Here is a 26,318-nt window from a genome sequence, read left to right on the forward strand (position 1 = left end):
CCGATTCGGTAGAACGTGTTCCAATTCGGCCGGTTTGTGTCTATCGTCACATCAGCAGATGCGCAGACATGAACGAAGGGTTGGGAGTCACATGAAGACCAAGGGTGCGATCCTGTGGGGCCTGAACGAGCCGTGGTCGGTCGAGGAGATCGAGATCGGCGATCCGGTTGCGGGCGAGGTGCAGATTCGCATGGAAGCCGCCGGAATGTGCCACTCCGACCACCACATCGTCACCGGTTCGATGCCCATGGCGTCCTTCCCGGTGATGGGCGGCCACGAAGGGTCCGGCGTCATCACCAAGCTGGGCCCGGAGGTCAAGGATCTCGAAGTCGGCGACCACGTGGTGCTCTCCTTCGTACCCGCCTGCGGGCGCTGTCCGGCGTGCTCGGCGGGACATCAGAATCTCTGTGACCTCGGCATGGGGCTCCTGAGCGGGCTGGCGATCAGCGACGGCACGTTCCGCATCCACGCGCGCGGAGAGAACGTCATCCCCATGTGCCTGCTCGGGACGTTCTCGCCGTACATGGTCGTACACGAGACGTCGGTCGTGAAGATCGACAAGGACATTCCCTTCGACGTCGCCGCCCTCGTCGGCTGCGGCGTACCCACCGGGTGGGGTTCGGCGACGCGGATGGCGGAGGTGAAGCCGGGCGAATCCGTCGTCATCATGGGTGTCGGCGGTGTCGGCATGAGCGCGCTGCAGGGCGCGGTGGCGTCCGGGGCCCGTCAGATCTTCGCCATCGACCCGGTGCCGTGGAAGCGGGAACAGGCGCTGAAGTTCGGGGCCACCCACGCGTTCGAGAGCGCCGCCGCCGCGATCGAGCCGATCATCGCACTCACCAACGGGCTGATGGCGCAGAAGACGATCATCACGGTCGGGGAGATGCGCGGCGAATACGTCGAGGAAGCCCTGCTGCTCACCAGTAAGTTCGGCACGTGCGTCGTCACGGCGATGGGCGCGATGACCGACATGGACGTCAAGCTGAACCTGTTCCTCTTCTCGATGCTGCAGAAGGACCTGAAGGGCACCATCTTCGGCGGCGGCAACGCCCGCGTCGAGATCCCGAACCTGCTCGCCATGTACAAGTCGGGGCAGCTGAACCTCGACGACATGATCACCCGCACCTACAGCCTCGAAGGGGTCAACGACGGGTACCAGGACATGCTCGACGGCAAGAACATTCGCGGCGTCATCCGGTACACCGAAGCCGACTGGTGACGGTCTCGTAGTCTGACCGGGTGCAGAGTCTCGATCAGATCGCCCGATGGCCCGTGGACAACGCTGCGGCGGTGGTCCTGTCGCGAGACGAAGGGGTGATCGGCGAGTACGGCGACCAGCAGCGCGTTTTCCCGCTGGCCTCGGTGACCAAACTGCTCTGCGCGTACGCAGTCCTGGTGGCCACCGAGGAAGGGGCCGTCGAACTCGACCAGTCCGCAGGCCCGGAGGGTTCGACGGTGCGTCATCTCCTGGCGCACGCGTCGGGCCTCGCCTTCGACGCGGACCGGGTGCAGACGGCACCGGGGCGCAAGCGGATCTACTCGAGCGCCGGCTACGAGGTGCTCGCCGACTTCCTCACCGCGGAGACGTCGATCGAGTTCGCCGACTACGTGGCGGAATCCGTGTTCGCTCCGCTGGCGATGACGGCGTCCGCTCTGGTCGGGCCCGCCGGCCACGGAGCGCAGGCGTCGGCGGGAGACCTCGGCCGCTTCGCCGCCGAACTGTTCCGCCCGGCGCTCATTTCGCCTCAGACGTTCGCAGACGCCACTTCGGTGCAATTCCCCGGACTGGACGGAATTCTGCCCGGATACGGCTCACAGCGTCCCAACGACTGGGGTCTGGGATTCGAGATCCGGTCGGGCAAGAGCCCGCACTGGACCGGTACGGGCAACTCGCCGCAGACCTTCGGACACTTCGGGCAGTCCGGCACGTTCCTCTGGGTCGATCCGGTCGCGGGACTGGCGTGCGTCGCGTTGACGGACCGCGACTTCGGCGACTGGGCCAAGCCCGTGTGGACCGAGCTGAGCGACGGTATCCTCTCGGAACGCCGACGACGATGACACACCGATTGCTCGAATCACTGGCGCAACACACGCATCACAGGGCACACTGGTCAACCGAGCGTGCTGCACACACCGACTGAGGCCGTTGGGGAAGACGTCCCTCGTCGAAGCAGGAGGCTCGAGTGCGCGCATTGAATCAGTTCGCGGACGTGACGGCTGGTGTTGTCTATATCCACTCGTCGCCCGCCGCGTTGTGCCCCCATATCGAATGGGCGCTGACCGCGACCCTCGACTGCCGAGCGAACCTGAAATGGACCTCGCAGCCGGCCTCCAACGGCGTCCTGCGCGCGACCACCAATTGGGTGGGGCCCGTCGGCACCGCCTCGCGGTTGGTCAATGCGCTCCGCGCCTGGCCGATGCTGCGCTTCGAGGTCACCGAGGACGCCAGCGAGGGCGTGGACGGCGAACGGTTCAGTCACGTGCCCGGCATGGGTCTGTGGCACGGATCCACCAGCGCGAACGGCGATGTCGTCGTGGGGGAGATGCGTCTGCGGGCACTGATGCAGGCGGGCGGTGACATCGCCGCCGAACTGGACTACGCACTCGGAACCGCCTGGGACGAGGCGCTCGAGCCGTTCCGCAGCGGCGGCGAAGGCGCCGAGGTCACCTGGCTGCGCCGCGACGTCGGCTGACACCAGCACACGGACGCGAAAAGGCCCCCACCGCCGGTGGGGGCCTTCTCTCGATCAAAGCTCAGATCACAGCGGGATGTTCTTGTGGTCGCCGCGAGTGGAGGGGACGGCGGCGAGGGCGGCGGTGACGACACTGCGCGTCTTGGCCGGGTCGATCTCCTCGTCCACCACACCGATCGCGACGGCACGGTCGACGCCGCCGGCGATGCTCTCGTGCTCGACGGCCAGACGCTCGTGCAGGGCTTCGCGCTCTTCTTCCGGCGCCGCGGCCAGGGCCCGCTTGTGCAGGATGCCCACGGCCGCCTTGGCGCCCATGACGGCGACCTCGGCGTCGGGCCACGCGTAGACGGCGGTGGCGCCGAGAGCGCGGGAGTTCATGGCGATGTAGGCGCCGCCGTAGATCTTGCGGGTCACGACCGTCACCCGGGGCACGGTGGCTTCGGCGAACGCGTGGAGCAGCTTGGCTCCGCGGCGCACGACGCCTTCCCATTCCATGCTCACCCCGGGGAGGTATCCGGGAACGTCCACGACCACGACCAGCGGGATGCCGAATGCGTTGCACAGCCGGACGAAGCGAGCCGACTTCTCGGCGCTCTCCGAGTTCAGGCACCCGCCCAGGCGGAGCGGGTTGTTGGCGATGACACCGACCGTGCGGCCGCCGAGGCGTCCGAGTCCGGTGACGATGCTGCGGGCGTAATTGCCCTGCAGTTCCTCGAAACTCGACTCACCCTCGACGTTGTCGAGAAGTTCGTGAACGATCGGGCGGACGTCGTAGGCGCGTTTCGCCGACTCCGGCATGAGCGCGCGGAGATCGGTGTCGCCGTGCGCGGCCGCGGCCTGATCGAACTCGCCCTGCTCGCAGAACATGGACACCAGGCGGCGCGCCCGGTGCAGAGCGTCACCCTCGTCGTGGGCGGCGATGTGCGCCACACCCGACTTCTTGGTGTGCGTGTCGGGGCCGCCGAGCGACACCATGTCGACCTGCTCGCCGGTGACGCTGCGGACCACGTCGGGTCCGGTGACGAACACGCGGGCCTCGGGCGCCATGATGACGACGTCGGTCAACGCGGGACCGTATGCCGCTCCACCGGCCGCGAAGCCGAGGACGACGGAAATCTGTGGGACGCGGCCGGACGCGCGGACCATGGCCTCGAAGACCAGTCCGACCGCGTGCAGAGCCTCGACGCCCTCGGCGAGACGCGCGCCACCCGAGTGCCAGAGCCCGACGATGGGGGCATCTTCCTCGAGGGCGGTGTCGATCGCCGTCACGATGTGTTTGCAGCCCTCGACACCCATGGCGCCGCCCATGACGGTGGCATCGGAGCAGTAGGCGATGGTGCGGACGCCGTCGATGTTGCCGGACGCGGCCAGCACACCGGACTTGTCACGCGGGTGGAGCGGGACGACCGTCCCGGCGTCGAACAGCTTCTCCAGACGCGCAAGGGGATCGCGCGGATCGATCGACGCATCGGACTTCGTCGCAGGTGCCAGGATTGTCATCGCGTCCTCCTCTGTAGCGGGCCCCTCGAGGGCTGTCGATGGGTGGAGACCCCTTCAGCGAAGAGGTCTCCACCCGGCGATCTAGCAGGACCGGCTGTCAGGCCCGGCCGAAGGCGAGCGCGACGTTGTGCCCACCGAAACCAAACGAGTTGTTGATCGCGAAATCGATCTCGCCGTAACGGGCTTCGCCCTTGACGACATCCAGGTCGATCTCTGGATCCTGATTCTCGAGATTCAGCGTGGGCGGAATGACTCCGTCACGCAGACTCAGGACCGTGAGCACCGCCTCGAGCGCACCGACGGCGCCGATCGAGTGCCCCAACGCGGACTTCGGTGCGTACACCGCAGCATGGTTGCCGACGGCAGCCTTGATGGCGTTCGCCTCGGCGGTGTCACCGATCGGCGTAGCCGTGGCGTGCGCGTTGATGTGCTGGATGTCCTTCTTCGTCAATCCAGCAGTCTCGATCGCCCTCGTCATGGCCCGCGCAGCGCCCGAACCCGAGGGGTCGGGAGCGACGATGTGGAACCCGTCGGAGGTGATCCCCGCGCCCAGCAGGCGGGCGTGGATGGTGGCACCGCGAGCCTTGGCGTGCTCCTCGGTCTCGAGGACCATCATCGCTCCGGCCTCACCGAACACGAAGCCGTCGCGATCCTTGTCGAACGGCCGTGAAGCCGCCTTCGGATCGTCGTTGCGGGTGCTCAGCGCGCGCATCATCGCGAAACTCGCGATCGGCACGGCGTCGAGGTAACCCTCCACACCACCGGCGACGATGATGTCGGCGTCGCCCATCACCAGCATGCGGTACGCATGGGCGATGGCCTCGGAACCCGAGGAGCAGGCCGACACGGGAGTGATCACTCCGGCACGCGCCCCCAACTCGAGTCCGACGGTGGCCGACGGACCGTTGGGCATCACCATCTGGACGGCGAACGGCGACACCTTGCGGTAGCCACCGGCCTTCATCTTCTCGACGGCGTCGATCAGAGCTTCGCCGCCGCCGAGTCCGGTGCCGATGACGACGCCGAGGCGATCCTTGTCGACCTCCGGGCTGCCGGCGTTCTCCCAGACCTGACGGCCCAGGACGAGTGCCAGCCGCTCGACGAAGCTCATCCGGCGGATCTCGACCCGGGACAGCGACTCGTCGGGCGACACCTTCAGCTTGCCGCCGATCGTCACCGGAAGGTCGTTCTCCGTGACGAACGCTTCCTGGATGGTGTCGATGCCGCTCTCGCCGGCCAACAGGCCTTTCCACGTGGCATCCACGTCACCAGCGATCGACGTCGTAGCCGCGAGGCTGGTGACGACGATGTTGGGGAACTGTCTCCCGTTGGTCGAGGCGGAAGTCACGGCTGAGCTCACTCCTCGTCGTTCTTGGCAGCTTCGAGCTTGGCCTTCACGGCCTCCGCGTCGGCGCCACCTTCTGCTTCGAGCTTCTGGATGTAGTTCACGGCGTCACCGACGGTGCGCAGGCCGGCGAGATCCTCGTCGGGGATCTTCACGCCGTACTTGTCCTCGGTCTGGACGGCGATCTCAACCATGGAGAGGGAGTCGATGTCGAGGTCGTCGACGAAAGACTTTTCGATGGTCACCTCGGACGGCTCAATACCGGTGACCTCCTCGATGATCTCCGCGAGTCCGGCGATGATGTCTTCCTGGGTGGCGGCCACTGAGTGGCTCCCTTCTGATTCGGTGTAGATGTATCTGGAGTTGTGCAGGCACGTCCCCATCGGCCGCGCCTGCGGGCCCTGCACGCACCGAGGTGCGCGCAGCAAACTAGCCGAGTTCTGTCAGTTCGGCTAGCGCGGAGATATCCCCCGGGGTCTTGAGTGCCAGAGTCGGTGTGCCGCGCATTTCACGCTTGGCGATACCGACCAGGGTTCCGGCTGGTGGAAGTTCCGCGATCGCCGAGACCTGAGCGGTCCGCAGGCTTGCGGTACACAGGTCCCAACGCACAGGTCGGGTTACCTGCGCGGCCAGCTTAGTCAGTGCGTCGGCTCCGGATGCGACCGGTGCGCCGTCGGCGTTGGAGAGCAGAGTGCGGGTGGGTTCACCCGGTGTGATCTTGGACGCAGCCTCGGTGACGGCCTCCTGCGCGGGAGCCATGAACCGGGTGTGGAACGCGCCCGCGACGGGCAGCGCACGTACCCGAGCCTTCTCCGGCGGGTTGGCTGCGAGTTCTTCGAGCGCCGACAGCAGACCTGCCGCGACGATCTGGCCCGCGGCGTTGCGGTTGGCCGGTTCGAGGCCAAGTTCGTCGAGGCGGGCGAGCACCTCGGTCTCGTCGCCGCCGAGAACCGCGGACATGCCGGTCGGTTCGAGTGCGCAGGCCTTGGCCATCTCCGCGCCGCGGACGGCGGCGAGGGCGACGGCGTCGTCGGCGGAGAGGACCCCGGCGACAGCGGCCGCGGCGAGTTCACCGACGGAGTGCCCGGCCGCGATGGTGTCTGCGGGAACCAGGCCACGCGCGTCGAGTTCCTCGAACGCGAGGATCGCGGCGGCCACGACGAGGGGCTGAGTCACCGACGTGTCGGTGATCTCCTCTGCAGTCGCGGTGGTACCGAGGCGGACGAGGTCGAGGCCGGCAGCCTTCGACCACAGTGCGACACGGTCATGAGAACCCGGCAGCTCCAACCAAGGGATGAGCATGCCGGGAGTCTGAGAGCCCTGACCCGGGGCGAGCAACGAAATCACTCTTCAAGAGAACACCGTCAACGGCGTACCGCGAGATGTCGTTGCGGATGAACCTTTGTCGGCGGATTTGTTGGGTTCCCACAAAATTGCACGTGGGGTCCTCGCATCGAATCTGGACAGACGTTCGTTACAGCCCTGCTTCTCCGAATGGGAAGGGTGTGACTGGTGTTAAACGTGATATGGGTTCGTTATGGGAATGTGTCAATCGACCCACGGTGGCGGCCACTCTGAGCACATACGCATCCCGCGGATTCGTCGGATCGCGCCCTGTGACTTCGGCGATTCTCTTGAGTCGATACCGCACAGTATTTGGATGAACAAACAGCTGGCGGGCGCAAGTCTCAACCGCACCTCCACAGTCGAGATAGGCGTCCAGAGTGTCGGTGAGAACACCTCCGGCGGCCGCCAGCGGAGCGACCAGATGGTCGTTGAGAGCGGTGACTGCGGCGTTGTCTCCGAGCAGTGCCCGCTCGGGTAGCAACTCGGCTGCGTGGACGGGCCGGGGAGCGCCCCGCCACCCGGCGACCGCCTGCATCGCCGCGAGCGCCTCGACGGCACTGAAGTGGGCCGCGCCGAGCGTCGGCGTGGTCGGCCCGATGATCACGGGCTCGTCCGAGAACTTGCCGAGCAGGTCGGTCATGAAACTCGAGTGCCCCGACCCCTCCTGCAGCTCGCCGCTGACGACCATCACGAGCCTCGAACCTTGCACGACGGCGAGCGCCGCGCGGCCGTGCCTCTGCGCGATGGTGTGGACGGTGCCGACGACGGAGACCCGTTCGTCCTCGGGCGGTGTGCCGACGATGACGGTGGCGGGCGCGGTGGCGTCCCAGTTGAGGGTCGCCGCCCGCGACAACATGTCGGAGCCGGTGTCGCCGCGGACCACGGCGTCGACCACGAGGGCCTCGAGCCGGGTGTCCCAGGCGCCGCGGGACTCCGCGGCACTCGCATACACGGAGGCGGCCGCGAAACCCAGTTCGCGGCCGTAGCGCAGCACGGCCTCGGTGAGGGCGATCAGCTGCTGGTCGTTGCGGGCGAGCGCCGGGAGCCACTGCTCGAAGAACTCCATCGCCACCCGCACCATGTCCACCGTCTGGCTGAGGGTGAGCCTGCGTGCGAGATCCTGCGGAATCACCTGGAACGCGTCCAGGCTGAACCGGATGTCACTGTCCGGGTTCTTCAGCCATTCGAGGAAGTTGACCACCGCGGTCTGGACCAGCAACTGCACATTGGAACGTTGAGCGGCGTCGAGGTCGTCGAAGAACGGCAGTTGATCCTGCATCGTCGTGACGGCCTCGGTCGAGAGGCGCCCGGAGAACTGTTTGACACGACGCAACAGTGCGTCGGGCAACGGATCCCGGGTTTGTCGTCTGCGGGAGACCAACGGACTCTGCTCGACCATAGTCAAGAACCTACGCGCACCGCCGCCCGTGTTGTCCGACGGACACACGGGCGGCGGTGGGTGAGGATGGCGGCGTTACGCGCTTCCGGTATCCGTGTAGGAGACGGCGGCGGCGCGGACGTCGTCGATGCGGTACTTCGTGGCGGCTTCGACGGCCTTGGAGCGGTCGAGGGTGCCTTCGCCGGCGAGGGCGGACAGGACGGCGACGACGATGGATTCGGCGTCGACGTTGAAGTACCGGCGGGCGGCGGGGCGGGTGTCGGAGAACCCGAACCCGTCGGTGCCGAGGGTGGTGTACGAGCCGGGCACCCACTGGCGGATCTGGTCGGCGACGGCGCGCATCCAGTCCGAGGCCGCCACGAACGGGCCGGCCGCATCCGACAGGGCCTGGGTGACGTAGGGCAGCGGGGCGTCGGTGCCCGGATCGCGCAGCGCCTGCTGTTCGCGTTCGATGCCCTCGCGGCGCAGTTCACCCCAGGAGGTGACCGACCACACGTCGGCGGCCACACCCCACTCGTCGGCGAGCAGTTCCTGCGCCCGCAGACCCTCGGGCATGGTGACACCGGAGACCAGGATCTGCGCCTTCGGGCCCGATGCCGCGGACTTCTTGAACAGGTACATGCCCTTGAGGAGGCCCTCGACGTTCAGGTTCTCCGGTTCGGCGGGCTGGGAGTAGGGCTCGTTGTAGAGGGTGATGTAGTAGAAGATGTCCTCACCACCGAACCCGTCCACACCCTCGGTGCCGCCGTACATGCGGCGCAGTCCGTCCTTGACGATGTGCGCGATCTCGTAGGAGAACGCCGGATCGTAGGCCACGGCGGCGGGGTTGGTCGAGGCCAGCAGCAGCGAGTGCCCGTCGGCGTGCTGCAACCCTTCGCCGGTGAGGGTGGTGCGGCCGGCGGTGGCACCGAGGACGAAGCCGCGGGCCATCTGATCCGCGGCGGCCCACAGGCCGTCGCCGGTGCGCTGGAACCCGAACATCGAGTAGAAGATGTACAGCGGGATCATCGGCTCACCGTGGGTGGCGTAGGAGGTGCCGACCGCGGTGAACGAGGCCGTCGAGCCGGCCTCGTTGATGCCCTCGTGCAGGATCTGCCCGATCTCGGACTCCTTGTACGCCAGCATCAGCTCCGCATCCACCGCGGTGTACAGCTGCCCGTTGCGGTTGTAGATCTTCAAAGAGGGGAACCAGGAGTCCATCCCGAAGGTGCGGGCCTCGTCCGGGATGATCGGCACGATCCGCTTCCCGATCTCCTTGTCCCGCAGCAGCTCCTTCATGATCCGCACCAACGCCATGGTGGTCGCGACCTGCTGCTTGCCGGAGCCCTTGCGGACCACGTCGTAGGTGGAGTCCGCCGGCTGCGGCAACGGTGCCGGCGAGGTCCGCCGCTGCGGCAGGAACCCACCCAAGGCTTTGCGGCGGTCCAGCATGTACTGGATCTCCGGGGCGTCGGGGCCGGGGTGGTAGTACGGCGGCATCTTCGGGTCCTTCTCCAACTCGGCGTCGGAGATCGGGATCCGCTGCAGGTCCCGGAAGTTCTTCAGATCGTCGAGGGTCAGCTTCTTCATCTGGTGGGTGGCGTTGCGGCCCTCGAAGTGCTTGCCCAGGGTGTAGCCCTTGATGGTGTGCGCCAGGATCACCGTCGGCTGACCCTTGTGCGCCATCGCCGCCGCGTAGGCGGCGTAGATCTTGCGGTAGTCGTGGCCGCCGCGTTTGAGGTTCCAGATGTCCTGATCGGACAGGTTCGCGACCAGTTCCTTGGTCCGCGGGTCCCGGCCGAAGAAGTGCTCCCGCACGTACCCGCCGTCGTTGGCCTTGTAGGTTTGGTAGTCGCCGTCGGGGGTGACGTTCATCAGGTTCACCAGGGCGCCGTCGCGGTCGGCGTGCAGCAGGGCGTCCCACTCGCGGCCCCAGACCACCTTGATCACGTTCCAGCCGGCGCCGCGGAAGAACGACTCCAACTCCTGGATGATCTTGCCGTTGCCGCGGACCGGGCCGTCGAGGCGCTGCAGGTTGCAGTTCACCACGAACGTCAAATTGTCGAGGCCCTCGGTGGCCGCCACATGCGCGAGACCGCGCGATTCGGGTTCGTCCATCTCGCCGTCACCCAAAAACGCCCACACGTGCTGGTCGGCGGTGTCCTTGATGCCGCGGTCGTGCAGGTAGTGGTTGAACCGGGCCTGGTAGATCGCGTTCATCGGGCCCAGACCCATCGACACGGTCGGGAATTCCCAGAAATCCGGCAGCAGCCGCGGGTGCGGGTACGACGGCAGTCCGCCGCCCTGGTCGGCGTGCGAGTGTTCCTGCCGGAACCCGTCCATCCGCTCCGCCGGGATCCGGCCCTCCAGGAAGGCGCGGGCGTAGATGCCGGGGGAGGCGTGGCCCTGGATGAAGATCTGATCGCCACCGCCGGGGTGGTCCTTGCCGCGGAAGAAGTGGTTGAACCCCACCTCGTACAGGGCCGCCGACGACGCGTACGTCGAGATGTGGCCACCGACACCGACCCCGGGGCGCTGCGCGCGGGTCACCATCACCGCCGCGTTCCACCGGATGAACGCCCGGTACCGGCGCTCGACCTCCTCATCGCCGGGGAACCACGGCTCGTTCTCCGTCGGGATGGTGTTCACATAATCGGTCGACGTCAATGCCGGCAGGGCGACGTGCTTCTCCCCGGCCCGCTCGAGCATCCGCAACATCAGATACCGGGCACGAGTCGGACCGGACCGGTCCAACAAACCATCGAACGATTCCAACCACTCCGTGGTCTCATCCGGATCGATATCCGGCAGATACGACGCAACACCCTCACGGATGACGCGCACGCGTCCCTCGGAACCCGGGGTTGCACTGGGGTTGGAAGGTTGGGCCGCTCCGGCGCCGGGTGTGGCGGAATCCGGTTGAGACGCGGGTCCCTGGATCAGGTCTGACAACGTTGCTCCTCATTGTGGTGGGACGCGCGGTGTGGCGTCCTCTCCATGCGATCGCGGCCTTGTTAGGCCCGATCCATCTCCTTTATGAATATGGCGCGACCCTCATCTTTCCCCATTGCGGCGCGGTCGGCACACCGTGCTCGGGTTACTCTTCGGTAGCGTTTGCGCAGATCCGGGGGCGAATGTTGAATTTATCGATGTCGTCGAAAACATGGGGGAGACGAATGCGCACGTCGTCGCGCCGTTGGGGGCTGCTGAGCGCTGCCGCCGCGGCGATCGTCGGCGTCGGTGTCATCGCCGGATGTGGCGGCGCGATCGAGGGGACCGCGCAGCAGAACGATTCCCAGGCCGCCGAGTACGCCGCCGAAGCGACGTCCTCGTCGGTGGCCGCGTCGTCCTCGCAGAAGGCCGCGGCCGAGCGGGAGGCGCTCGTGGAGCAGTGCACGATGTTCGTCACCCGGGCCGGTGAGACGATCGACACCTACAACACGTTCATCGACGCCGCCAACGCCGAAGCCGCGGACACCGGCGCGAAGGCGAGCGCCGCGGCCGCGGCACTCCGGTCGGCCGCGGACGGCGCGAACGCCGCCACACCCGCACTTCCCCCCGACCTGACCGGACTCCTCACCGATTACGCCAACAACTATCGCGAACTCGCGGCGGCCGTCGACGGCGGGCAACGTGGAGACATTCTGAACACTCTCGCGAGCCGAGGAGACGAGCTCAGCGACTCGATTCGGGCAGCCTGCCCCACATCGTGACTCCCGCACCGTAGGCTCGGGCGATGACCACGCATCACTACATTCTCAGAAAAATTCGCGTGGTCGGCTTGCGCGAAAGCGTTCGAGCATGTTCGCTTTCACCTAATTGATCTTCATCCGGCAGGTGTTCGGGTACCCGAGCACCGTCAACAAAAGGAGGACCCCACCGTGGTCGCCGCGGCGGACGCCCAAAACTACGCTCAGAAACTCGGGATCACTGCCGACATGGCGGTACAGGAACTGGGCTGGGACGAGGACACCGACGACGACCTGCGTGCCGCGGTCGAGGACACCATCGGTGGAGAACTGCTGGACGAGGATTCCGACGAGGTCATCGACGTCGTGCTGCTGTGGTGGCGCGACGAAGACGGAGACCTCGTCGACGCCCTCATGGATGCCATCGGGCCCCTGGCCGACGAGGGATTCGTGTGGGTCCTCACCCCCAAAACCGGTCAGCCCGGTCACGTGGAGCCCAGCGAGATCGCCGAGTCCGCACCCACAGCCGGTCTCACCCAGACGTCGGCGGCAAATCTCGGAGACTGGTCGGGAAGCCGTCTGGTTCAGCCGAAGTCGCGTCCCGCGAACAAGCGCTGAACAGTCTTCACCTTTCCCGTTCACTCACCGAAGGAATCACGTCATGCCGCTCGAGGTGGGCACCACCGCCCCCGATTTCACTCTCAAGGACCAGAACAACCAGGAGGTGACGCTTTCCGATTACCGCGGAAAGAAGAACGTCCTGCTCGTGTTCTACCCGCTCGCGTTCACCGGAACGTGCCAGGGTGAGCTCTGCAAGGTTCGCGACGAACTGCCGAAGTTCGAGAACGACGAGACGGCGATCCTCGCCCTCTCCGTCGGTGCCTCGCCGACCCACAAGATCTGGTCCGCCGAGCAGGGATACACCTTCCCGCTGCTCGCCGACTTCTGGCCGCACGGCGCGGTCGCGGAGCAATACGGCGTCTTCAACGACAAGCTGGGCTTCGCGAACCGCGGCACCTTCGTCATCGACAAGGAAGGCATCATCCGGTTCGCCGAGATGAACGGACCCGGAGAAGCCCGTGACCAGGGAGCTTGGGAGAAAGCCCTCGCCACGCTAGAGTCCTGATGCGCATCCGGCGAGGTTCTCGCCGGATGTTCGGGCGTGTAGCTCAGTGGTAGAGCTCTGGTTTTACACACCAGCGGTCGGGGGTTCGAAACCCTCCGCGCCCACCGTCAGGCAACGCCCCGATCCGCATTCGTGCGCGGGTCGGGGCTTTCGCGTTTCGCCGGTGTCACTCGCCGGTGAGTTCCGCGAGCAGCTCGGCGGCGGTGATGTTTCCGCTGTCGGCGAGGCGCCGGAGTTCGTCCATGTCGCCCAGTTCGGTGGCGACTTCGATGAGCTGGTCGGCCGCGTCGGAGCTGCCGGCTTCGGCGAGGCGCCGCAGCTGCGCCATGTCGCCCCGCTCGCCGGCGAGTTCGATCAGGATGTCGACCGCCGTCGGGTCACCGTTCGCAGCTCGCTCGCGCAGAGCGGACAGATCGGATTCAGTCATGATGCGCTTCCCCTTCTCGATCGAGTGTGCCGGTTCGCCGAGCTCGGAGCTCATCGCGTCGCGTGTGCCATTCGTCCCGTAGCTCCGGCAGTCGCTCGCTGAGGAACTCGGCCAGCGCGACCATCTCCTCGAGCGGAGCGCGGCGTTCGGGTGGGGCGTCGGCCAGCAACGCCAAACCCTCCCGGAACAGTGCCGCGTGCTCGCGGTGGAGGGCGGAATCGAAGTTCTGCGGTTGCTGACTCGCCGGATCCAGGCTCACCCGGTCGACCCGTTCACCGGCCGTGCGGGTGCGCCGCGCCATCCGATAGCCCTCGAGCAGCTTGACCGCGCCGGTGATGGCGCTCCGGCTCGCCAGCAGAGCCTCGCCCAGCTGGTCGATCGTCTGCTGTGGGGGATCGCACACGAATAGGTATCCCAGCAGACGCCCCGCCATCGGCGGGAAACCGTATTGGCGGGCGTAGAAGCGGCCGACGTGGTCGGCGAAGATCAGCTGTGTGTCGGACGGCACAAACCCGAAGATAGCAGTCTTGACTGAAATAACACAGATTTGTGTCATTTCAGTTCGGCTGCCCTGCACCGAGTGGTTTCGTGGAGTTAACCTGTTCATCGCCCGGGGGTTCGCCGGCAGTGGCATATTCCTGATATGTCCAGGTACAAGGTCACGCTGCGCAACGGCACGTCGAGCGACAGAACCTTCGAATCAGACTTCCAGGCCGTGAACGAGACGCACCGGCCCACCGAGCCCGGGGCGGGCATCGTCAAGATCGACCGTTACGAGGACGGCGGGGCAGTGGCCGGCGTCTGGGCTGCGCCGGCCACGAGTCGCCCCACCCGCTAGGGATCAGATGCCGTCTCGCGAGGCCGTCGATCCGCGCCGATCGAGTTCGGCCTCGAATTCGGCGATTCGGCTGGTGACGGTGCTCACCGTTCCGCAGCCGTAATCGTTCGCGATCGACTCGCCGAGCAGCGCTCGCTGCTCGCCGAGAAGCGCGAGCAGTTCGTCGTCGCCGAGCTTCGTCACGTCGCGGGACACCCTTCGATGGTCCCAGGCGCAGTCGGCGATTCCAATGCCTGACAGAAATTCTCACCGGACGCGCCGAACCCCGCCGGGCCACGTGGGTGTGTTGAGTCAGCACCGAAGATGTGAGCAGGGCGGGGCCGTGCGCCGCCCCTGAATGGGGGGAACGAGGCGGCAAATACCATGGTAGGCGCACGAAAGGGCGCTTGGCGAGATCCTCAGGAGAGTTTCAGGAATCAGACATTCCGACCGGAACGTTTCCGTCGGGCCGAGGCGGCTCCTACCGGTTGCGGGTGCCCGGACCCACCGTGTCGTAGGCCTCCGCGAGGAGCGAGGCCAGGGTGTCGTCGAGTTGATCGTCGGAGGTGATCGTCAACCGGTGCGTGATCACCGTCTTGGTGGTGGGAAACGCCTCGCGCAACTGCGGGTGATGGACGCGCCGGCGCAGGTCGAGCGCGATCTCGAGTCGCGACGAGTAGATGAACGCGGCAGCGAAGACGCGGGCACGGGCCCACGCGATCTCGGTCCGGTGGACGCGCTCGTCCACCTCGCCGCACGCCAGAACGAGGTCACGGAACTGCAGTAGGCGCTCGGTGGCGTCCGGGTCCTTGCCTGCCAGGTACTCGTCGATCGCGGCACTCATGGGACGCTCCTTTACATCGCCTGCAACGTTAGTTGATACAAATAGCGGCGTGCATCGAACCTCCCGTCCCGCCGGCGCGCGCGCCGCAGGCCTGCTTCTCGGCTTCGCCGCAGACCGCGCGTTCGCCGATCCCGCCCGATGGCATCCCGTGGCCGGATTCGGCCGCACGGCAATGGCATTGGAGAAGGCGACGTACCGCGACCGCCGGTCGGCCGGAATCGTGCACGTCGCCGTCCTCGTCGGTGGAGCGGCGGGTCTAGGGGTCGCCGCGGCCCGGGTGGCGCGGCGCGGGGGATGGGCGGGCGAGACGGCCGCGACCGCCGTCGCGACGTGGGCGGTCCTCGGCGGAACGTCCCTGGGACGGACCGGCTCGAGCATGGCCGCGCACCTGGAGGCAGACGACCTCGCCGCCGCCCGCGCCCTGCTGCCGTCGCTGTGCGGTCGCGACCCCAGCGTGCTCGGCGTCGACGGGCTCACCCGGGCGACGCTGGAGTCGGTGGCCGAGAACACGTCCGATTCCGCGGTCGGGGCGTTCCTGTGGGGCGCGGTGGCCGGGATCCCCGGACTGTTCGTCTACCGGGCGTCCAACACCCTGGACGCGATGGTCGGCTACCGCTCGCCGAAGTACCGCAACTTCGGCTGGGCCGCGGCGCGATGGGACGACCTTCTCAACCTGCTGCCCGCCCGACTGACGGGCGCACTGTCCGTCGTGGCCGCGCCGACGGTCGGTGGGTCGCCGAAGGAGGCGTGGGAGGCGTGGCGGCGCGACGCGTCCCAGCACCCCAGCCCCAATGCCGGTGTCGCGGAGGCCAGCGCCGCGGGCGCTCTCGGGATCTCGCTGGGCGGGCGCACCGAATACGCGCACGGCGTCGAGATGCGACCTGTGCTCGGATCCGGGCCGTCACCCCGGCCCGTCGACCTCGACCGTGCGGTGCGGCTGTCGACCGCGGTGCAGGGTGGTGCGGCGCTGGTGTCAGCGACCCTTGCCGTAGCGATCGGCCAGTTTCGCTTCCGCCGCCGTCCTCGGCGCTGATTCCACCGGCTTGCTCCGCGCGAACGGCTTCTTCCGGGCCACGGGCGCGGGAGCAGGAGCGGCGTCGTCGGCAGCTTTCGCGGACTTCTCCTTGCGGCGTTCGCGCCACTCCGCGCGGATGAAGTAGGCCAGGCCGAGCGGGGCCATGATGCCGAACGCCAGCCACTGCAAGCCGTACGACAGGTACGGGCCCGCGTCGAGTTGCGGGAGCGGAATGGTGCCCAGACCACCCGCCTGATCGGGTTCGAGTTGCACGTACGCGTTGACCAGATCCGTGCCGATGAAACCGCCGATCTGGCCCGCGTCGATGTAGTACACCTGCCGCAGCCCGTTCTCGTCGATCGGTTCCTTGCCTGCGATGGTGCCCTCGGACTTGCGGACCCGACCGTCGAGCGTGACCGGCCCGGCAGGCGGCGGATCCACCGGCGGCGCCTCGGTGCCCTGGATCGGGCGCACGTAGCCGCGGTTGACCAGGATCGTGCGACCGTCGGTCAGCTGCAGCGGGGTCAAGACCTCGTACGCGGGCTGCGACTCGATGGACCGCAACCGGACCAGCAGATCACTGTTCTGCACGTACGACCCGGTCGCGGTGACGCGGCGCCACTCGTCGTCCGGATTCGCCCCGGCGCCCGACAGCAGGGTCTCCAGCGGGACGGGCTCGGCGTCGACGGAGTCGGCGATCAGCTGGTTCCGGTGCTCCGTCGATGTGTTCTTGCCGAGCTGCCACGGCGCGAGCACGTAGAAACACATGAAGGCGAATCCGGCGACCACCAAGGCCAACACCAACCAGCCGGGTCGCAACAGAAATCTCAGCCTTCGCACGCCTCCACGGTAGCCGCTCGCAGGTCGGGACCCTGATCGTGGGTTACCGGCTGCGCACCCAGTCGAGCAGCCCGGGCACCGCGGCCTCGATCTGGAGGCGGACCCGCTCGAAGTCCTCGAGGTCCCCGTAGAACGGGTCGGGTACGGACGACGTGTCGGCGTCCGGGTCGAAACTGCGCAGCAGCCGGCGGCGCTCGTCGGGCACGCCCATGTGGGCAAGCTCACGGTCGTGGTTGGCCGCGAGAGCGACCACCAGATCGGCGCCGAGGTGGAACGGCCCGACCTCCGCGGCCGTGTGGCCGGTCGGATAGCCGTTCAGCTTCAGGGTTTCGTTGGTGCGGATGTCTGCCTCGCGGCCGACGTGCCAGCCGTGGGTCCCGGCGCTGCTCACCATCACCCGATCGTCGAGGGCTTCCCGCCGGAGGTGCTCGGCGAAGATCTTCTCGGCCATGGGGGAGCGGCAGATGTTGCCGGTACACACGAACGTCACGTGCAGCGGAGTCTCAGGCCGCGCCATCGAGCAGCTTCCCGAGGTCGGCGACGGTCTGCGCCGTCGTGTGCGCGCGCTCGGCCTCGGTGGGGAACCCGTAACCCCACTCGACGAACACCGCGGGGATGCCCCAGTGCGCGGCCCCGAGGACGTCGTGGTCGCGGTCGCCGATCATCAGGACGTCGGCGGTGGCGCCCTCGGTGGCGGTGACTCCGAGGTTGTGCAGCGAATGGGCGATCACGTCGGACTTGGCGCGGCGACTGCCGTCGTCGCTGGCTCCGCCGATGAACTCGAAGTAGTGCGCGAGTTCGAAGTGTTCGAGGATGCGGATCGCGAACCGCTCGGACTTCGACGTGGCGACGGCGAGCCTGCGGCCGCTGTCGCGGGCGGCGACGAGCACCTTCTCGATGCCGTCGAAGACGGCGTTCTCGGCCCATCCCACGCGGTCGTAGCGTTCGAAGTAGGCGGCGATCGCCTGCTGCACGAGTTCTTCGTCGAGTCCCATCGACCGGAACGTGTCGATCATCGGCGGGCCGATGACGGCGTCGATCATCTCGTCGGTCGGCTCGGGCTGACCGATCGTCGCGAGCGCATGGCGGAAGCCGGCGTGGATGCCGGGCGCGGAGTCGGTGAGCGTGCCGTCGAGGTCGAACAGCACGATCGGTGCCGACAGGGCAGTAGGGACGGCGGACGCGGAGGTGGAGAGAGATGTCACGGGATCATTGTCCCTTAGGCTCGACAATCGTGGACATTCGTGCCGGTAGCCGGGAGAGCCTGCGTCACCACGGAGACGTGGATGCGGGGCCCGGACTCCTCGATTTCGCAGTCAACGTGCAGGGCGACGGGCCGCCGGACTGGCTGCGCCTCCGCCTCGCGGACGCGCTGGCGCACCTGGGCACGTACCCCACGGTCACGGCCGATCTCGCGGCCCGGACCGCGGTGGCGTCCCGGCACGGCCGGGACCCCGAGGAGGTGCTGCTGCTCGCCGGGGGCGCCGAGGGGTTCTCGCTGCTCCCGCGGCTCGGGATCCGGGAGGCCGCGCTGATCCACCCGTCGTTCACCGAACCCGAGTGGGCGCTGCGGGAGGCGCAGGTGCCGGTCACGCAGGTGTTGCTCGACGACCCGTACGTCCTCGACTCGGCGACGGTCCCGGAATCCGCCGATCTCGTCGTGATCGGCAACCCGACCAACCCGACGTCGGTGCTGCACCCCGCCGAGGCGATCCTGCGGTTGCGCCGGCCAGGCAGGATCGTCGTCGTCGACGAGGCGTTCATCGACGCGGTCCCGGACGAGCGCGAGTCGCTGGCCGGCCGCTCACTGCCCGACGTGCTGGTGCTCCGCAGTCTCACCAAGACGTGGGCGCTGGCGGGACTGCGGTGCGGGTACGCCCTCGGGGCCCCCGAGATCCTCGAACGACTGCAGGTGGGACGGGCGCACTGGCCGGTGGGCAGCCTGCAGGTGGAGGCGATCGCCGCGTGCAGCGAACCGCACGCCGTCGCCGCGGCCCGCGACCACGCCGTCGTGCTGGGTGAGTGGCGCGAAGACATGATCCGGCAGCTGACCGGGATCGGGGTCGCCGTGCACCGCCCTGCGGTCGCGCCGTTCCTGCTGCTCCGCCTGTCGGACGGCGAACTGATGCGCAAGCACCTGCGCCAACGGGGTATCGCCGTGCGGCGCTGCGACACGTTCCCCGGACTCGGACCCGATTTCCTCCGCGTCGCGGTGCGCCCCGCGGAGCAGACCGATGCGCTCGTCGACGCGATGAAGGAGATCCTGTGAACCCGGTGCGTCTCGCCGACGTGATCGCGACCCTGGACGCGGCCTACCCGCCCGCCCTCGCCGAATCGTGGGACTCCGTCGGACTCGTGTGCGGCGACCCCGACGACACAGTGGCGACGGTGTCGGTCGCGGTCGATCCGACCGCCGCGGTGGTCGACGAGGCGATCGCGGCCGGCGCCGACCTGCTCCTCGTCCACCACCCGCTGCTGCTCCGCGGAGTCGACACCGTCGGCGCCCACACCCCGAAGGGTGCGCTCGTCCACAAGCTGATCAAGGCCGGCTGCGCCCTGTTCACCGCGCACACCAACGCCGATTCCGCGGACCCCGGCGTCTCCGACGCCCTCGCGGCGGCGCTCGGGCTGACCGTCACCGGGCCGATCGAGCCGCAACCCACCGAGAACCTCGACAAATGGGTGGTCCTCGTCCCCTCCGGTGACGCCGACACAGTCCGCCGCGCGCTGTTCGACGCCGGCGCCGGACAGATCGGCAACTACCGCGACTGCAGCTGGTCCGTCACCGGGCACGGCCAGTTCCTCCCGACCGACGGCGCGAATCCGGCACTCGGAGCCGTCGGCGCGCTCGAACGGGTCGAGGAGAGCCGGGTGGAGGTGATCGCGCCACGCGGCCTCCGGCCGAAGGTGCTCGCCGCCATGCGCGCCGCCCACCCGTACGAGGAGGTCGCGTTCGACGTGTTCGAGACGGCGACGTTCCCCGGCCCCCGCGGACTCGGACGCGTCGGCGAGCTACCCGAACCGCTGACGCTGCGCGAGTTCACCGACCGGGTGGCGGACGCGCTGCCCGCCACCACGTGGGGTGTGCGGGCCGCGGGCGACCCCGAAGCCACGATCCGCACCGTCGCCGTGTGTGGTGGCTCGGGCGACTCGTTCCTCGACGACGTCACACGCCTCGGCGTGGACGCGTACGTGACCGCCGACCTGCGACACCACCCCGCCGACGAACACCTGCGCGCAGGAGGTCCGGCCCTGATCGACGTCGCGCACTGGGCGAGCGAGCAACCGTGGTGCGAACAGGCCAAGGGCGTGCTCGACGCCGCGTTCGCGCACACACCGCAGTGGCAGGTGCGGGTGTCCGCGGTGCGCACCGATCCGTGGTCGGTCAGCGCGCCGTCGTCGTAGCGCCGTCCGGCCGAAACCCGTGATGCGCCGGGGTACGGTTGACACTCAGCAATCTGCCGCAGAAGAACCCTTCACAGAAGACAGCAGGAGTTACCACGCGTGAACGTCGAACCACAGGTGCAGTCCAAGCTTCTCGACCTCGCCGGCGTCGATGCGGAGCTGTCGAGGATCGCCCACCGACGCACCGCGCTTCCGGAGCGTCAGGAAGTCGAGCGGCTCGAGGCGGAGCGCGTCACCCGTAAGGACGCGGCCGTGGCCGTGGAGATCATCCTCGACGACCTCGACCGCGACATCCGCAAGCTCGAAGGCGAGGTCGACGCCGTCCGCCAGCGTGAGGACCGCGACCGCAAACTGCTCGAGAGCGGAACGGTCGGATCGAAGCAGCTCACCGAACTCGAACATGAACTCGGCAGCCTCGTCCGCCGTCAGGGATTGCTCGAGGACGAACTGCTCGAGGTGATGGAACGGCGCGAGGCGTCGCAGTCCGACCACGACCACGCCGGTGCGCAGCTGTCGCAGATCGAGGAAGACCTCATCGACGCGTCCCGCCGCCGCGACGATGCCGTCGCCGACCTGGATTCCGCGGAGCAGCGCTGCACCCGGGACCGCGCGGCACTCGCCGACCAGTTCCCCGCCGACCTGATCACCGTCTACGAGAAGCAGCGCAGCCAGAACGGCGTCGGTGCGGCACTGCTGCAGGCCCGCCGCTGCGGTGCGTGCCGCATCGAACTCGACCGCGGCGAGATCTCCCGCATCACCGGCACCGCACCCGACGTCGTCGTGCGCTGCTCCGAATGCGGCGCGATCCTGGTGCGCACCAAGGAGTCGGGTCTGTGAGTGTCGGTCGCGTCGTCGTCGAGGCCGACGGTGGGTCGCGCGGCAATCCCGGACCCGCGGGCTACGGCACCGTGGTGTTCGCCGCTGCCGACGGCGCCGTCCTCGCCGAGCGCAAGGAAAGCCTCGGCACCGTCACGAACAACGTCGCCGAATACCGGGGGCTGATCGCCGGGCTCGAGGCCGCCGCCGAACTCGGTGCGTCCGGGGTGGACGTGCGGATGGACTCCAAGCTGGTGGTCGAGCAGATGTCCGGGCGCTGGAAGGTCAAACACCCGGACATGATTCCGCTGCAGCGCCGGGCGTCGGAACTCGCCCGGCAGTTCGGTTCCGTGACGTACACCTGGATTCCGCGGGCCGAGAACGCTCACGCCGACCGCCTCGCCAACGAGGCCATGGACGGCGCCGCCGGTACCGTTGCCGAACCTGAACCGGCTGCCGCGGCGTCGGACGACGCCACCCCGGCGGCGCCGGGCTGGATGGACACGACGGGCGCCCCGACCCGGATGCTGCTGCTCCGGCACGGGCAGACCGTGCTGTCCGTCGACCGGCGGTACTCGGGTCGCGGGAACCCGGCGCTCACCGAGATCGGGCAGGCCCAGGCGAACGGCGCGGCCTCCCGCTTCGCGGGCAACGACGGCATCGCGGCAGTGGTGTCGTCCCCGCTGGGGCGCGCGCAGCAGACCGCGGCGGCCGCGGCGAAGGTGCTCGGGCTCCCGGTCACCGTGCACGAGGGCCTCACCGAAACCGACTTCGGCGAGTGGGAGGGCCTCACGTTCCGGGAGGCCGCCGACCGCGACCCCGAACTGCACCGCAAGTGGTTGTCGGACACGTCGGTGCGACCGCCGGCGGGGGAGAGCTTCGACGAGGTCCGGGAGCGGATCGTGAAGGTCCGAGACGACCTCACCGCCACCTACGGCGGCTCCACGATCCTCGTCGTCACGCACGTGACCCCGATCAAGACGCTGCTGCAACTGGCACTCGACGCGGGACCGTCGCTGCTGTACCGGCTGCACCTGGATCTGGCGTCGCTGAGCATCGCGGAGTTCTACCCCGACGGCGGCTCGTCCGTCCGCCTGGTCAACGACACCTCCCACCTGTGAGTACTTGTTAACCGCCGGCGGTTAACAAGTACTCACAGGCCCAGAGGGCAACGACCGCCGCGAACAGGGTCAGCGGTGTGGTCACCAGCGCGAGAATCGTGAAGGTCCGCAGATCCGCGGGCGATCCGGCTCGCGCGGCGACCCGCCGCCACAGCATGATCGCCAGCGACCCCACGTAGGTGAGGTTGGGGCCGAGATTCACCCCGAGCAGCATCGCCAGGACGAGGGCGGTCGGGGGGTGTGGCCCGAGCGCCGCCAGCAGGAGCAGGGTCGCGGGGAGGTTGTTCACCAGATTCGCGGCGACCGCCGCGACGACGGCCATCGTGAGCAGCGCCGCGAACGATGTGTCCGTCGGCAGCCGCGAGCCGATCCAGTCCCCGATCGGGCCGTTCGCGACGCCGGCGACGACGACGCCGAGGACCAGGACGAACGCGCAGAACCACACGTCGACCGCATACAGGATGCGGCCGAAGTCGGTGCGGCCGTCGCGGAGTGCGACGACGCCCAGCACGATCGCGCCGGCCGCCGCCACCCACGCAGGCGCGATCCCCACGAAGCCGGATACCGCGAAACCGGCGAGTGTCGCCGCGATGATCGACAGTGCGACGGTCGGTGCGGGTGGATCGCGGGCCGGTTCCGGTTCGGCGTCGGGCCGAACCAGATGGCGCCGGAAGAACATCCGGAACAGGATCAGTTCGACTACGATCGCCACCGCCCAGGGCAGCGCCATGACGGCGGTGAAATGCAGGAAAGTCAACCCGGTCGCGGAGAACGCGATGAGGTTGGTGAGATTGGAGACGGGGAGGAGCGTCGACGCCGTGTTCGACAGGTGAGCGCTGGCGTACGAATGCGGTCGCGGATCCATCCGCAGCGAGCGGGCCGTCGCGATCACCGCCGGCGTCAGCAACACCACCGTCGCGTCGAGACTCAGCACCGCGGTGGTGAGTGCCGCGGCCCCGAACACGAGCGTCAGCAACCTCTTCGGGTCGCCCCGTGCCCCGCGCCGCAGCCTGGCCGCGATCCAGGTGAACACACCCATCGCGTCCGCGAGGTGCGCGAGGACGAGGATCGCCGCGAGAAACCCGACGGTCGGGGCCATCTCGGTCACTTCGTCCCTGGCCTGCGCCGGCGTCACCAGACCGGTGGCCAGGACGACGACGGCGGCCGGTGCGGCCGCGACGATCTCGGGTAGCCGACGAGGCCGGACGACCGCGAAGACGAGGACCGCGGCGACGAGCGCCACTGCCAGAACTGTCACCGACGGGTCACTTCAGGAGCTTGTGGAGTGTGCGCAGGTTCCGGGTAGTGGTGAAGGCCTTGAGTTTGGGAGTGCCGGTGCTCTTGCCGAACTTGCTCTTCAGCGTCATGCCGCGTTCGACCTCCCAGTACAGGACGCCGTTCCCGGCCTGCACGCGTTCGACGTCCGGGTCGAGGTCGTCCCGGATCCGCAGCAGCGTGTCCAGGACCTCGGGGTCGGGAGTCACCAGCACGTACGGATGCCACCCTTCCCGCTCGGGGTCGAACGGGTAGTCCTCGACGATCTTCCGGATCGTGTCGAGGTCGAGGACGAAAACCCAGGCTTCGTAGTGGAAGTCGGCGCGCAGCGCGGATTCGATCTCACTTTTCAGCGCGGGGACGTCGTCGCGGTCGGAATCGAAGAGCACGTTGCCCGACGCGAGGACGGTCTTCACGTTCTCGAATCCCAACTCGGCGAAGGTGCTGCGGAGGTCGGCCATCTTGATGTTGATGCCGCCCACGTTGATACCGCGCAGGAGGGCGGCGTATCGAGTCATGCTCAGACCATAGTGCGGCGGCATGACACGTTCGCGCGAACTGTAGGCTGATCGGGCGGACGAGTTGGCCGGGCGACCGCGGCACGGGGAACCAGCACATCAGTGCGCAGGCCCCGAGTCGAGGAAAGTCCGGACTCCACAGAGCAGGGCGGTTGTTAACGGCAACCCGAGGTGACTCGCGGGACAGTGCCACAGAAAACAGACCGCCGACGCCACATCCTCCGGGGTGTGGTGTCGGTCAGGGTGAAACGGTGCGGTAAGAGCGCACCAGCACCCCGGGTGACCGGGGTGGCTAGGTAAACCCCGCCCGGAGCAAGGTTGAAGGCCGCATCGGATCCTCCGGGACCCCGGTGCGGCTGCGCAGGTGTTCGAGGGCTGCTCGCCCGAGCCTGCGGGTGAACCGCTCGAGGTACCCGGCGACGGTGTGCCCAGATGGATGGTCGCCACCCGGCGCTTCGGCGCCGGGGACAGGATCCGGCTTACACGCCAACTCGTCCGCCTCAATCGTGCGTCTGCGGGATCCGTCGCGTGCGGCTGGACGCCTGGTCACGGCCCTGACTGGCGAGTAACAAACAGACCGGTTAGTGTTTTCCCGCATCGGCCCGACTGACCCGAATCGGGGTCGATGCCGGGGCCCGTCGTCCACGTCCGTGGACGATGGGGCCCCTCGCCGACTACATCGAGAACGATAGATGTTACTCGCGATAGCGGTAACATCTGCCCATGGACTTGCCTCACGACATCGCCGGTTCCGGCCCCACCCTGGTACTCGTGCACGGGGTGGTGCATCGCAGGCAGGCCTGGAACGTCCTGCTCGACCAGCTGACGCCCTATCGGCGGGTGGTCACCGTCGACCTTCCCGGACACGGCGAATCGGCGGCACTCGAAGACGGCGCGGACACGATGGACCAACTGGTCGAGGAACTGAGCGGGTTCGTCCGCTCGGTGACTCCCGCCGGGGAACGGCCACACGTCGCCGGGAACTCGCTCGGCGGCTGGCTCTCGCTCGCCCTCGCGGCCCGCGGCGAGGTCGCCTCGGCGACGGCACTCTCACCGGCCGGCTTCTTCGTCAATCACGCCGATCAGGCCCGCACCATCTACACGTTCCGGGCGCTGCGCGGAGTCACCCGGGCGCTCGGCCCGAACACTCCGAAGGCGTTGCGATACAGGGCCGTCCGCTATCCCTCCCTCGCCGCCTTCTTCGCGCGGCCCAGCCGGGTGCGCTACGAGGACGCCGTGATCGACGCGCAGTCGCTGGCAACGAACGCCCTGGTCGACAAGGGGCTGACCGCCTCGTTCGACCTCCCGCCGGTCGTCGACGCGTCGGTACCGGTCACCGTGGCGTGGGGGCGGCGGGACCTGATTCTGCCGGTCTACCAGGCGCGACGGGTGCGCAGAGTGTTCCCTCAGGCGCGGATTCTGATTCTGCCCGGCATCGGGCACGTCCCGATGACCGACGACCCGAACCTGATCAGCACGATCCTGCTCGGCGGCAGCGCGGCGTGTTCCAGCGACTCCCCGAGCTGACGTGAGACCTACCGCGCCTCGGCGACCACGACGGCGCCGAAACCGAAGAGGACGGTTCCGGTGATCCGGTCGAGGACTTTCCGTACCGACGGCTTCTCCAGCGTGGTGCGCGCGCGGGTCAGCAGGATGCTGTACGCGCCGAGCCAGACGATCCCGAGTAGCCCGTGCACCAGCACGAGCAGGGCCAGGCTCGGGGCGGTCGGCCAGCCGGGCGGGACGAGTTGCGGGAGCAGGCCGGTGTAGAACACCGCGATCTTGGGGTTCAGGAGGTTGGTCAGGAACCCGGCCCGCCAACTCGACCCCGAAGACGGAACCGGCGCCGGCGCGGTCCGGGCGGCGCGGGGCCGCGTCCGGCTGCGCCAGAGGGTGGAGAGTCCCAGATACACCAGGTACATCCCGCCGGCGATCTTCACGACGGTGTACGCCTCCGCGGAGGCGGCGAGCACCGCACCGAGCCCGACGACGGTCAGTGCGCCCCACACCATCAATCCGGCGACCACGCCGAACGTGGCCCGCAGCGCGGCACTGCGCCCGCCGGACAGTCCGGCGCGGGTCACCACCGCCATGTCCGGACCGGGTATCACGGTCAGGAGCCCGAGCACCGCGAACGCTGTCACCACCACACCGATCATCGG

At 68.1% G+C, this 26,318-nt stretch carries 29 protein-coding genes, 1 tRNA gene and 1 other RNA gene; 15 read left to right on the forward strand and 16 right to left on the reverse strand.

Annotated elements, in window-relative coordinates; all coding sequences use genetic code 11:
• The first annotated feature begins 91 nt into the window (after window positions 1–91).
• From JWS13_RS40180 to JWS13_RS40190, 3 genes are all read left to right on the forward strand, one after another.
• The gene (locus JWS13_RS40180; protein WP_087559595.1) at window positions 92–1,219 is read left to right on the forward strand and encodes an NDMA-dependent alcohol dehydrogenase; all 1,128 of its coding nucleotides are present in this window, start codon (window positions 92–94) and stop codon (window positions 1,217–1,219) included.
• A 20-nt stretch (window positions 1,220–1,239) separates the two neighbouring features.
• On the forward strand, window positions 1,240–2,058 hold the full coding sequence (locus tag JWS13_RS40185) for a serine hydrolase domain-containing protein (RefSeq protein WP_206010761.1): 819 nt from the start codon (window positions 1,240–1,242) through the stop codon (window positions 2,056–2,058).
• Window positions 2,059–2,183: 125 nt separating this feature from the next.
• Window positions 2,184–2,693, forward strand: a complete 510-nt coding sequence (locus tag JWS13_RS40190) for a DUF3145 domain-containing protein (protein ID WP_087559597.1) — start codon at window positions 2,184–2,186, stop codon at window positions 2,691–2,693.
• 66 nt (window positions 2,694–2,759) lie between these two features.
• On the opposite strand, the gene JWS13_RS40195 is transcribed toward JWS13_RS40190, so the two are convergent.
• From JWS13_RS40195 to aceE, 6 genes are all read right to left on the reverse strand, one after another.
• A complete protein-coding gene (locus JWS13_RS40195; protein ID WP_087559598.1) occupies window positions 2,760–4,193 on the reverse strand; it encodes an acyl-CoA carboxylase subunit beta in 1,434 nt (477 codons plus the stop codon).
• Window positions 4,194–4,290: 97 nt separating this feature from the next.
• The gene (locus JWS13_RS40200; protein ID WP_072946664.1) at window positions 4,291–5,541 is read right to left on the reverse strand and encodes a KasA/KasB family beta-ketoacyl-ACP synthase; all 1,251 of its coding nucleotides are present in this window, start codon (window positions 5,539–5,541) and stop codon (window positions 4,291–4,293) included.
• Window positions 5,542–5,549: 8 nt separating this feature from the next.
• Window positions 5,550–5,861 (reverse strand): meromycolate extension acyl carrier protein AcpM, encoded by a 312-nt coding sequence (gene acpM, locus JWS13_RS40205; protein ID WP_087559600.1) that lies wholly within the window; start codon window positions 5,859–5,861, stop codon window positions 5,550–5,552.
• 106 nt (window positions 5,862–5,967) lie between these two features.
• Window positions 5,968–6,885, reverse strand: coding sequence for an ACP S-malonyltransferase (locus JWS13_RS40210; RefSeq protein ID WP_206010762.1), 918 nt, complete (start codon window positions 6,883–6,885; stop codon window positions 5,968–5,970).
• A gap of 127 nt (window positions 6,886–7,012) precedes the next feature.
• Window positions 7,013–8,284, reverse strand: coding sequence for a PucR family transcriptional regulator (locus JWS13_RS40215; protein WP_012688158.1), 1,272 nt, complete (start codon window positions 8,282–8,284; stop codon window positions 7,013–7,015).
• Window positions 8,285–8,359: 75 nt separating this feature from the next.
• The gene (gene aceE, locus JWS13_RS40220) at window positions 8,360–11,215 is read right to left on the reverse strand and encodes a pyruvate dehydrogenase (acetyl-transferring), homodimeric type (protein ID WP_206010763.1); all 2,856 of its coding nucleotides are present in this window, start codon (window positions 11,213–11,215) and stop codon (window positions 8,360–8,362) included.
• Window positions 11,216–11,439: 224 nt separating this feature from the next.
• Between aceE and JWS13_RS40225 the strand changes: the two genes are divergently transcribed.
• From JWS13_RS40225 to JWS13_RS40240, 4 genes are all read left to right on the forward strand, one after another.
• Window positions 11,440–11,976 (forward strand): hypothetical protein, encoded by a 537-nt coding sequence (locus JWS13_RS40225; RefSeq protein ID WP_206010764.1) that lies wholly within the window; start codon window positions 11,440–11,442, stop codon window positions 11,974–11,976.
• A gap of 168 nt (window positions 11,977–12,144) precedes the next feature.
• Entirely contained in the window at window positions 12,145–12,570 is a 426-nt protein-coding gene (locus tag JWS13_RS40230; protein WP_005247829.1) for a DUF3052 domain-containing protein, read from the forward strand.
• Between the two features lie 43 nt (window positions 12,571–12,613).
• Complete coding sequence (locus JWS13_RS40235) at window positions 12,614–13,078, forward strand: peroxiredoxin (RefSeq protein WP_087562151.1); 465 nt, start codon at window positions 12,614–12,616, stop codon at window positions 13,076–13,078.
• A 32-nt stretch (window positions 13,079–13,110) separates the two neighbouring features.
• A tRNA-Val gene (locus JWS13_RS40240) sits at window positions 13,111–13,182 on the forward strand.
• A gap of 62 nt (window positions 13,183–13,244) precedes the next feature.
• On the opposite strand, the gene JWS13_RS40245 is transcribed toward JWS13_RS40240, so the two are convergent.
• Together JWS13_RS40245 and JWS13_RS40250 are read right to left on the reverse strand one after the other, a co-directional pair.
• Window positions 13,245–13,505, reverse strand: a complete 261-nt coding sequence (locus JWS13_RS40245; protein ID WP_206010765.1) for a hypothetical protein — start codon at window positions 13,503–13,505, stop codon at window positions 13,245–13,247.
• Window positions 13,498–14,013: a GbsR/MarR family transcriptional regulator gene (locus JWS13_RS40250; RefSeq protein WP_206010766.1), complete on the reverse strand. Its 516-nt coding sequence runs from the start codon at window positions 14,011–14,013 to the stop codon at window positions 13,498–13,500. The genes JWS13_RS40245 and JWS13_RS40250 overlap by 8 nt, the downstream gene beginning before the upstream one ends.
• 135 nt (window positions 14,014–14,148) lie before the next feature.
• Here JWS13_RS40250 and JWS13_RS40255 point away from each other — a divergent pair, with 135 nt between their 5' ends.
• On the forward strand, window positions 14,149–14,343 hold the full coding sequence (locus JWS13_RS40255; RefSeq protein ID WP_206010767.1) for a hypothetical protein: 195 nt from the start codon (window positions 14,149–14,151) through the stop codon (window positions 14,341–14,343).
• Between the two features lie 3 nt (window positions 14,344–14,346).
• On the opposite strand, the gene JWS13_RS40260 is transcribed toward JWS13_RS40255, so the two are convergent.
• Together JWS13_RS40260 and JWS13_RS40265 are read right to left on the reverse strand one after the other, a co-directional pair.
• Window positions 14,347–14,538 carry a hypothetical protein gene (locus tag JWS13_RS40260; RefSeq protein WP_206010768.1) on the reverse strand — a complete coding sequence of 64 codons (192 nt, stop codon included), beginning with the start codon at window positions 14,536–14,538 and terminating at the stop codon, window positions 14,347–14,349.
• A gap of 265 nt (window positions 14,539–14,803) precedes the next feature.
• On the reverse strand, window positions 14,804–15,166 hold the full coding sequence (locus JWS13_RS40265; RefSeq protein WP_206010769.1) for a DUF5655 domain-containing protein: 363 nt from the start codon (window positions 15,164–15,166) through the stop codon (window positions 14,804–14,806).
• A gap of 49 nt (window positions 15,167–15,215) precedes the next feature.
• Here JWS13_RS40265 and JWS13_RS40270 point away from each other — a divergent pair, with 49 nt between their 5' ends.
• A complete protein-coding gene (locus JWS13_RS40270) occupies window positions 15,216–16,199 on the forward strand; it encodes a cobalamin biosynthesis protein (protein WP_206010770.1) in 984 nt (327 codons plus the stop codon).
• Here JWS13_RS40270 and JWS13_RS40275 read toward each other — a convergent pair.
• From JWS13_RS40275 to JWS13_RS40285, 3 genes are read right to left on the reverse strand one after another with little or no spacing between them, the layout of a single operon-like run.
• The gene (locus JWS13_RS40275; protein ID WP_206010771.1) at window positions 16,140–17,021 is read right to left on the reverse strand and encodes an SURF1 family cytochrome oxidase biogenesis protein; all 882 of its coding nucleotides are present in this window, start codon (window positions 17,019–17,021) and stop codon (window positions 16,140–16,142) included. The two genes, JWS13_RS40270 and JWS13_RS40275, sit on opposite strands and share 60 nt — an antisense overlap.
• A gap of 43 nt (window positions 17,022–17,064) precedes the next feature.
• Window positions 17,065–17,538, reverse strand: coding sequence for a low molecular weight protein-tyrosine-phosphatase (locus JWS13_RS40280; protein WP_206010772.1), 474 nt, complete (start codon window positions 17,536–17,538; stop codon window positions 17,065–17,067).
• The gene (locus JWS13_RS40285) at window positions 17,525–18,226 is read right to left on the reverse strand and encodes an HAD hydrolase-like protein (protein ID WP_206010773.1); all 702 of its coding nucleotides are present in this window, start codon (window positions 18,224–18,226) and stop codon (window positions 17,525–17,527) included. Before JWS13_RS40285 ends, JWS13_RS40280 begins: the two co-directional genes overlap by 14 nt.
• Here JWS13_RS40285 and cobC point away from each other — a divergent pair.
• From cobC to JWS13_RS40305, 4 genes are all read left to right on the forward strand, one after another.
• Entirely contained in the window at window positions 18,220–19,290 is a 1,071-nt protein-coding gene (cobC, locus tag JWS13_RS40290) for an Rv2231c family histidinol phosphate aminotransferase CobC (protein ID WP_206010774.1), read from the forward strand. The genes JWS13_RS40285 and cobC overlap by 7 nt on opposite strands.
• Complete coding sequence (locus JWS13_RS40295; protein WP_206010775.1) at window positions 19,287–20,426, forward strand: Nif3-like dinuclear metal center hexameric protein; 1,140 nt, start codon at window positions 19,287–19,289, stop codon at window positions 20,424–20,426. The genes cobC and JWS13_RS40295 overlap by 4 nt, the downstream gene beginning before the upstream one ends.
• A gap of 99 nt (window positions 20,427–20,525) precedes the next feature.
• On the forward strand, window positions 20,526–21,263 hold the full coding sequence (locus JWS13_RS40300; protein ID WP_206010776.1) for a zinc ribbon domain-containing protein: 738 nt from the start codon (window positions 20,526–20,528) through the stop codon (window positions 21,261–21,263).
• Entirely contained in the window at window positions 21,260–22,363 is a 1,104-nt protein-coding gene (locus JWS13_RS40305) for a bifunctional RNase H/acid phosphatase (RefSeq protein ID WP_206010777.1), read from the forward strand. The genes JWS13_RS40300 and JWS13_RS40305 overlap by 4 nt, the downstream gene beginning before the upstream one ends.
• A 7-nt stretch (window positions 22,364–22,370) precedes the next feature.
• Here JWS13_RS40305 and JWS13_RS40310 read toward each other — a convergent pair whose 3' ends face one another.
• Both JWS13_RS40310 and JWS13_RS40315 read right to left on the reverse strand, forming a co-directional pair.
• Entirely contained in the window at window positions 22,371–23,621 is a 1,251-nt protein-coding gene (locus tag JWS13_RS40310; RefSeq protein ID WP_206010778.1) for an SLC13 family permease, read from the reverse strand.
• A 7-nt stretch (window positions 23,622–23,628) separates the two neighbouring features.
• Window positions 23,629–24,156: a DUF1697 domain-containing protein gene (locus JWS13_RS40315; protein ID WP_241032506.1), complete on the reverse strand. Its 528-nt coding sequence runs from the start codon at window positions 24,154–24,156 to the stop codon at window positions 23,629–23,631.
• A gap of 60 nt (window positions 24,157–24,216) precedes the next feature.
• Between JWS13_RS40315 and rnpB the strand changes: the two genes are divergently transcribed.
• An RNA gene (gene rnpB, locus JWS13_RS40320) (RNase P RNA component class A) lies at window positions 24,217–24,654 on the forward strand.
• Window positions 24,655–24,879: 225 nt separating this feature from the next.
• On the forward strand, window positions 24,880–25,683 hold the full coding sequence (locus JWS13_RS40325) for an alpha/beta fold hydrolase (protein ID WP_206010780.1): 804 nt from the start codon (window positions 24,880–24,882) through the stop codon (window positions 25,681–25,683).
• Between the two features lie 8 nt (window positions 25,684–25,691).
• On the opposite strand, the gene JWS13_RS40330 is transcribed toward JWS13_RS40325, so the two are convergent.
• The gene (locus JWS13_RS40330; protein WP_206010781.1) at window positions 25,692–26,315 is read right to left on the reverse strand and encodes a LysE family translocator; all 624 of its coding nucleotides are present in this window, start codon (window positions 26,313–26,315) and stop codon (window positions 25,692–25,694) included.
• Between the last annotated feature and the right edge of the window lie 3 nt (window positions 26,316–26,318).

This window comes from Rhodococcus pseudokoreensis (assembly GCF_017068395.1).
In the GTDB taxonomy this organism is placed as follows: Bacteria; Actinomycetota; Actinomycetes; order Mycobacteriales; family Mycobacteriaceae; genus Rhodococcus_F; species Rhodococcus_F pseudokoreensis.

Bases quoted from the DNA above. Each gene is read 5' to 3' on its own strand.
- JWS13_RS40180 (WP_087559595.1), top strand. From the start codon at position 92: ATGAAGACCAAGGGTGCGATCCTGTGGGGCCTGAACGAGCCGTGGTCG.
- JWS13_RS40195 (WP_087559598.1), bottom strand. From the start codon at position 4,193: ATGACAATCCTGGCACCTGCGACGAAGTCCGATGCGTCGATCGATCCG.
- JWS13_RS40215 (WP_012688158.1), bottom strand. From the start codon at position 8,284: ATGGTCGAGCAGAGTCCGTTGGTCTCCCGCAGACGACAAACCCGGGAT.
- JWS13_RS40225 (WP_206010764.1), top strand. From the start codon at position 11,440: ATGCGCACGTCGTCGCGCCGTTGGGGGCTGCTGAGCGCTGCCGCCGCG.
- JWS13_RS40235 (WP_087562151.1), top strand. From the start codon at position 12,614: ATGCCGCTCGAGGTGGGCACCACCGCCCCCGATTTCACTCTCAAGGAC.
- JWS13_RS40245 (WP_206010765.1), bottom strand. From the start codon at position 13,505: ATGACTGAATCCGATCTGTCCGCTCTGCGCGAGCGAGCTGCGAACGGT.
- JWS13_RS40255 (WP_206010767.1), top strand. From the start codon at position 14,149: ATGTCCAGGTACAAGGTCACGCTGCGCAACGGCACGTCGAGCGACAGA.
- JWS13_RS40265 (WP_206010769.1), bottom strand. From the start codon at position 15,166: ATGAGTGCCGCGATCGACGAGTACCTGGCAGGCAAGGACCCGGACGCC.
- JWS13_RS40280 (WP_206010772.1), bottom strand. From the start codon at position 17,538: ATGGCGCGGCCTGAGACTCCGCTGCACGTGACGTTCGTGTGTACCGGC.
- cobC (WP_206010774.1), top strand. From the start codon at position 18,220: ATGTCACGGGATCATTGTCCCTTAGGCTCGACAATCGTGGACATTCGT.
- JWS13_RS40315 (WP_241032506.1), bottom strand. From the start codon at position 24,156: ATGACTCGATACGCCGCCCTCCTGCGCGGTATCAACGTGGGCGGCATC.
- JWS13_RS40325 (WP_206010780.1), top strand. From the start codon at position 24,880: ATGGACTTGCCTCACGACATCGCCGGTTCCGGCCCCACCCTGGTACTC.
- JWS13_RS40330 (WP_206010781.1), bottom strand. From the start codon at position 26,315: ATGATCGGTGTGGTGGTGACAGCGTTCGCGGTGCTCGGGCTCCTGACC.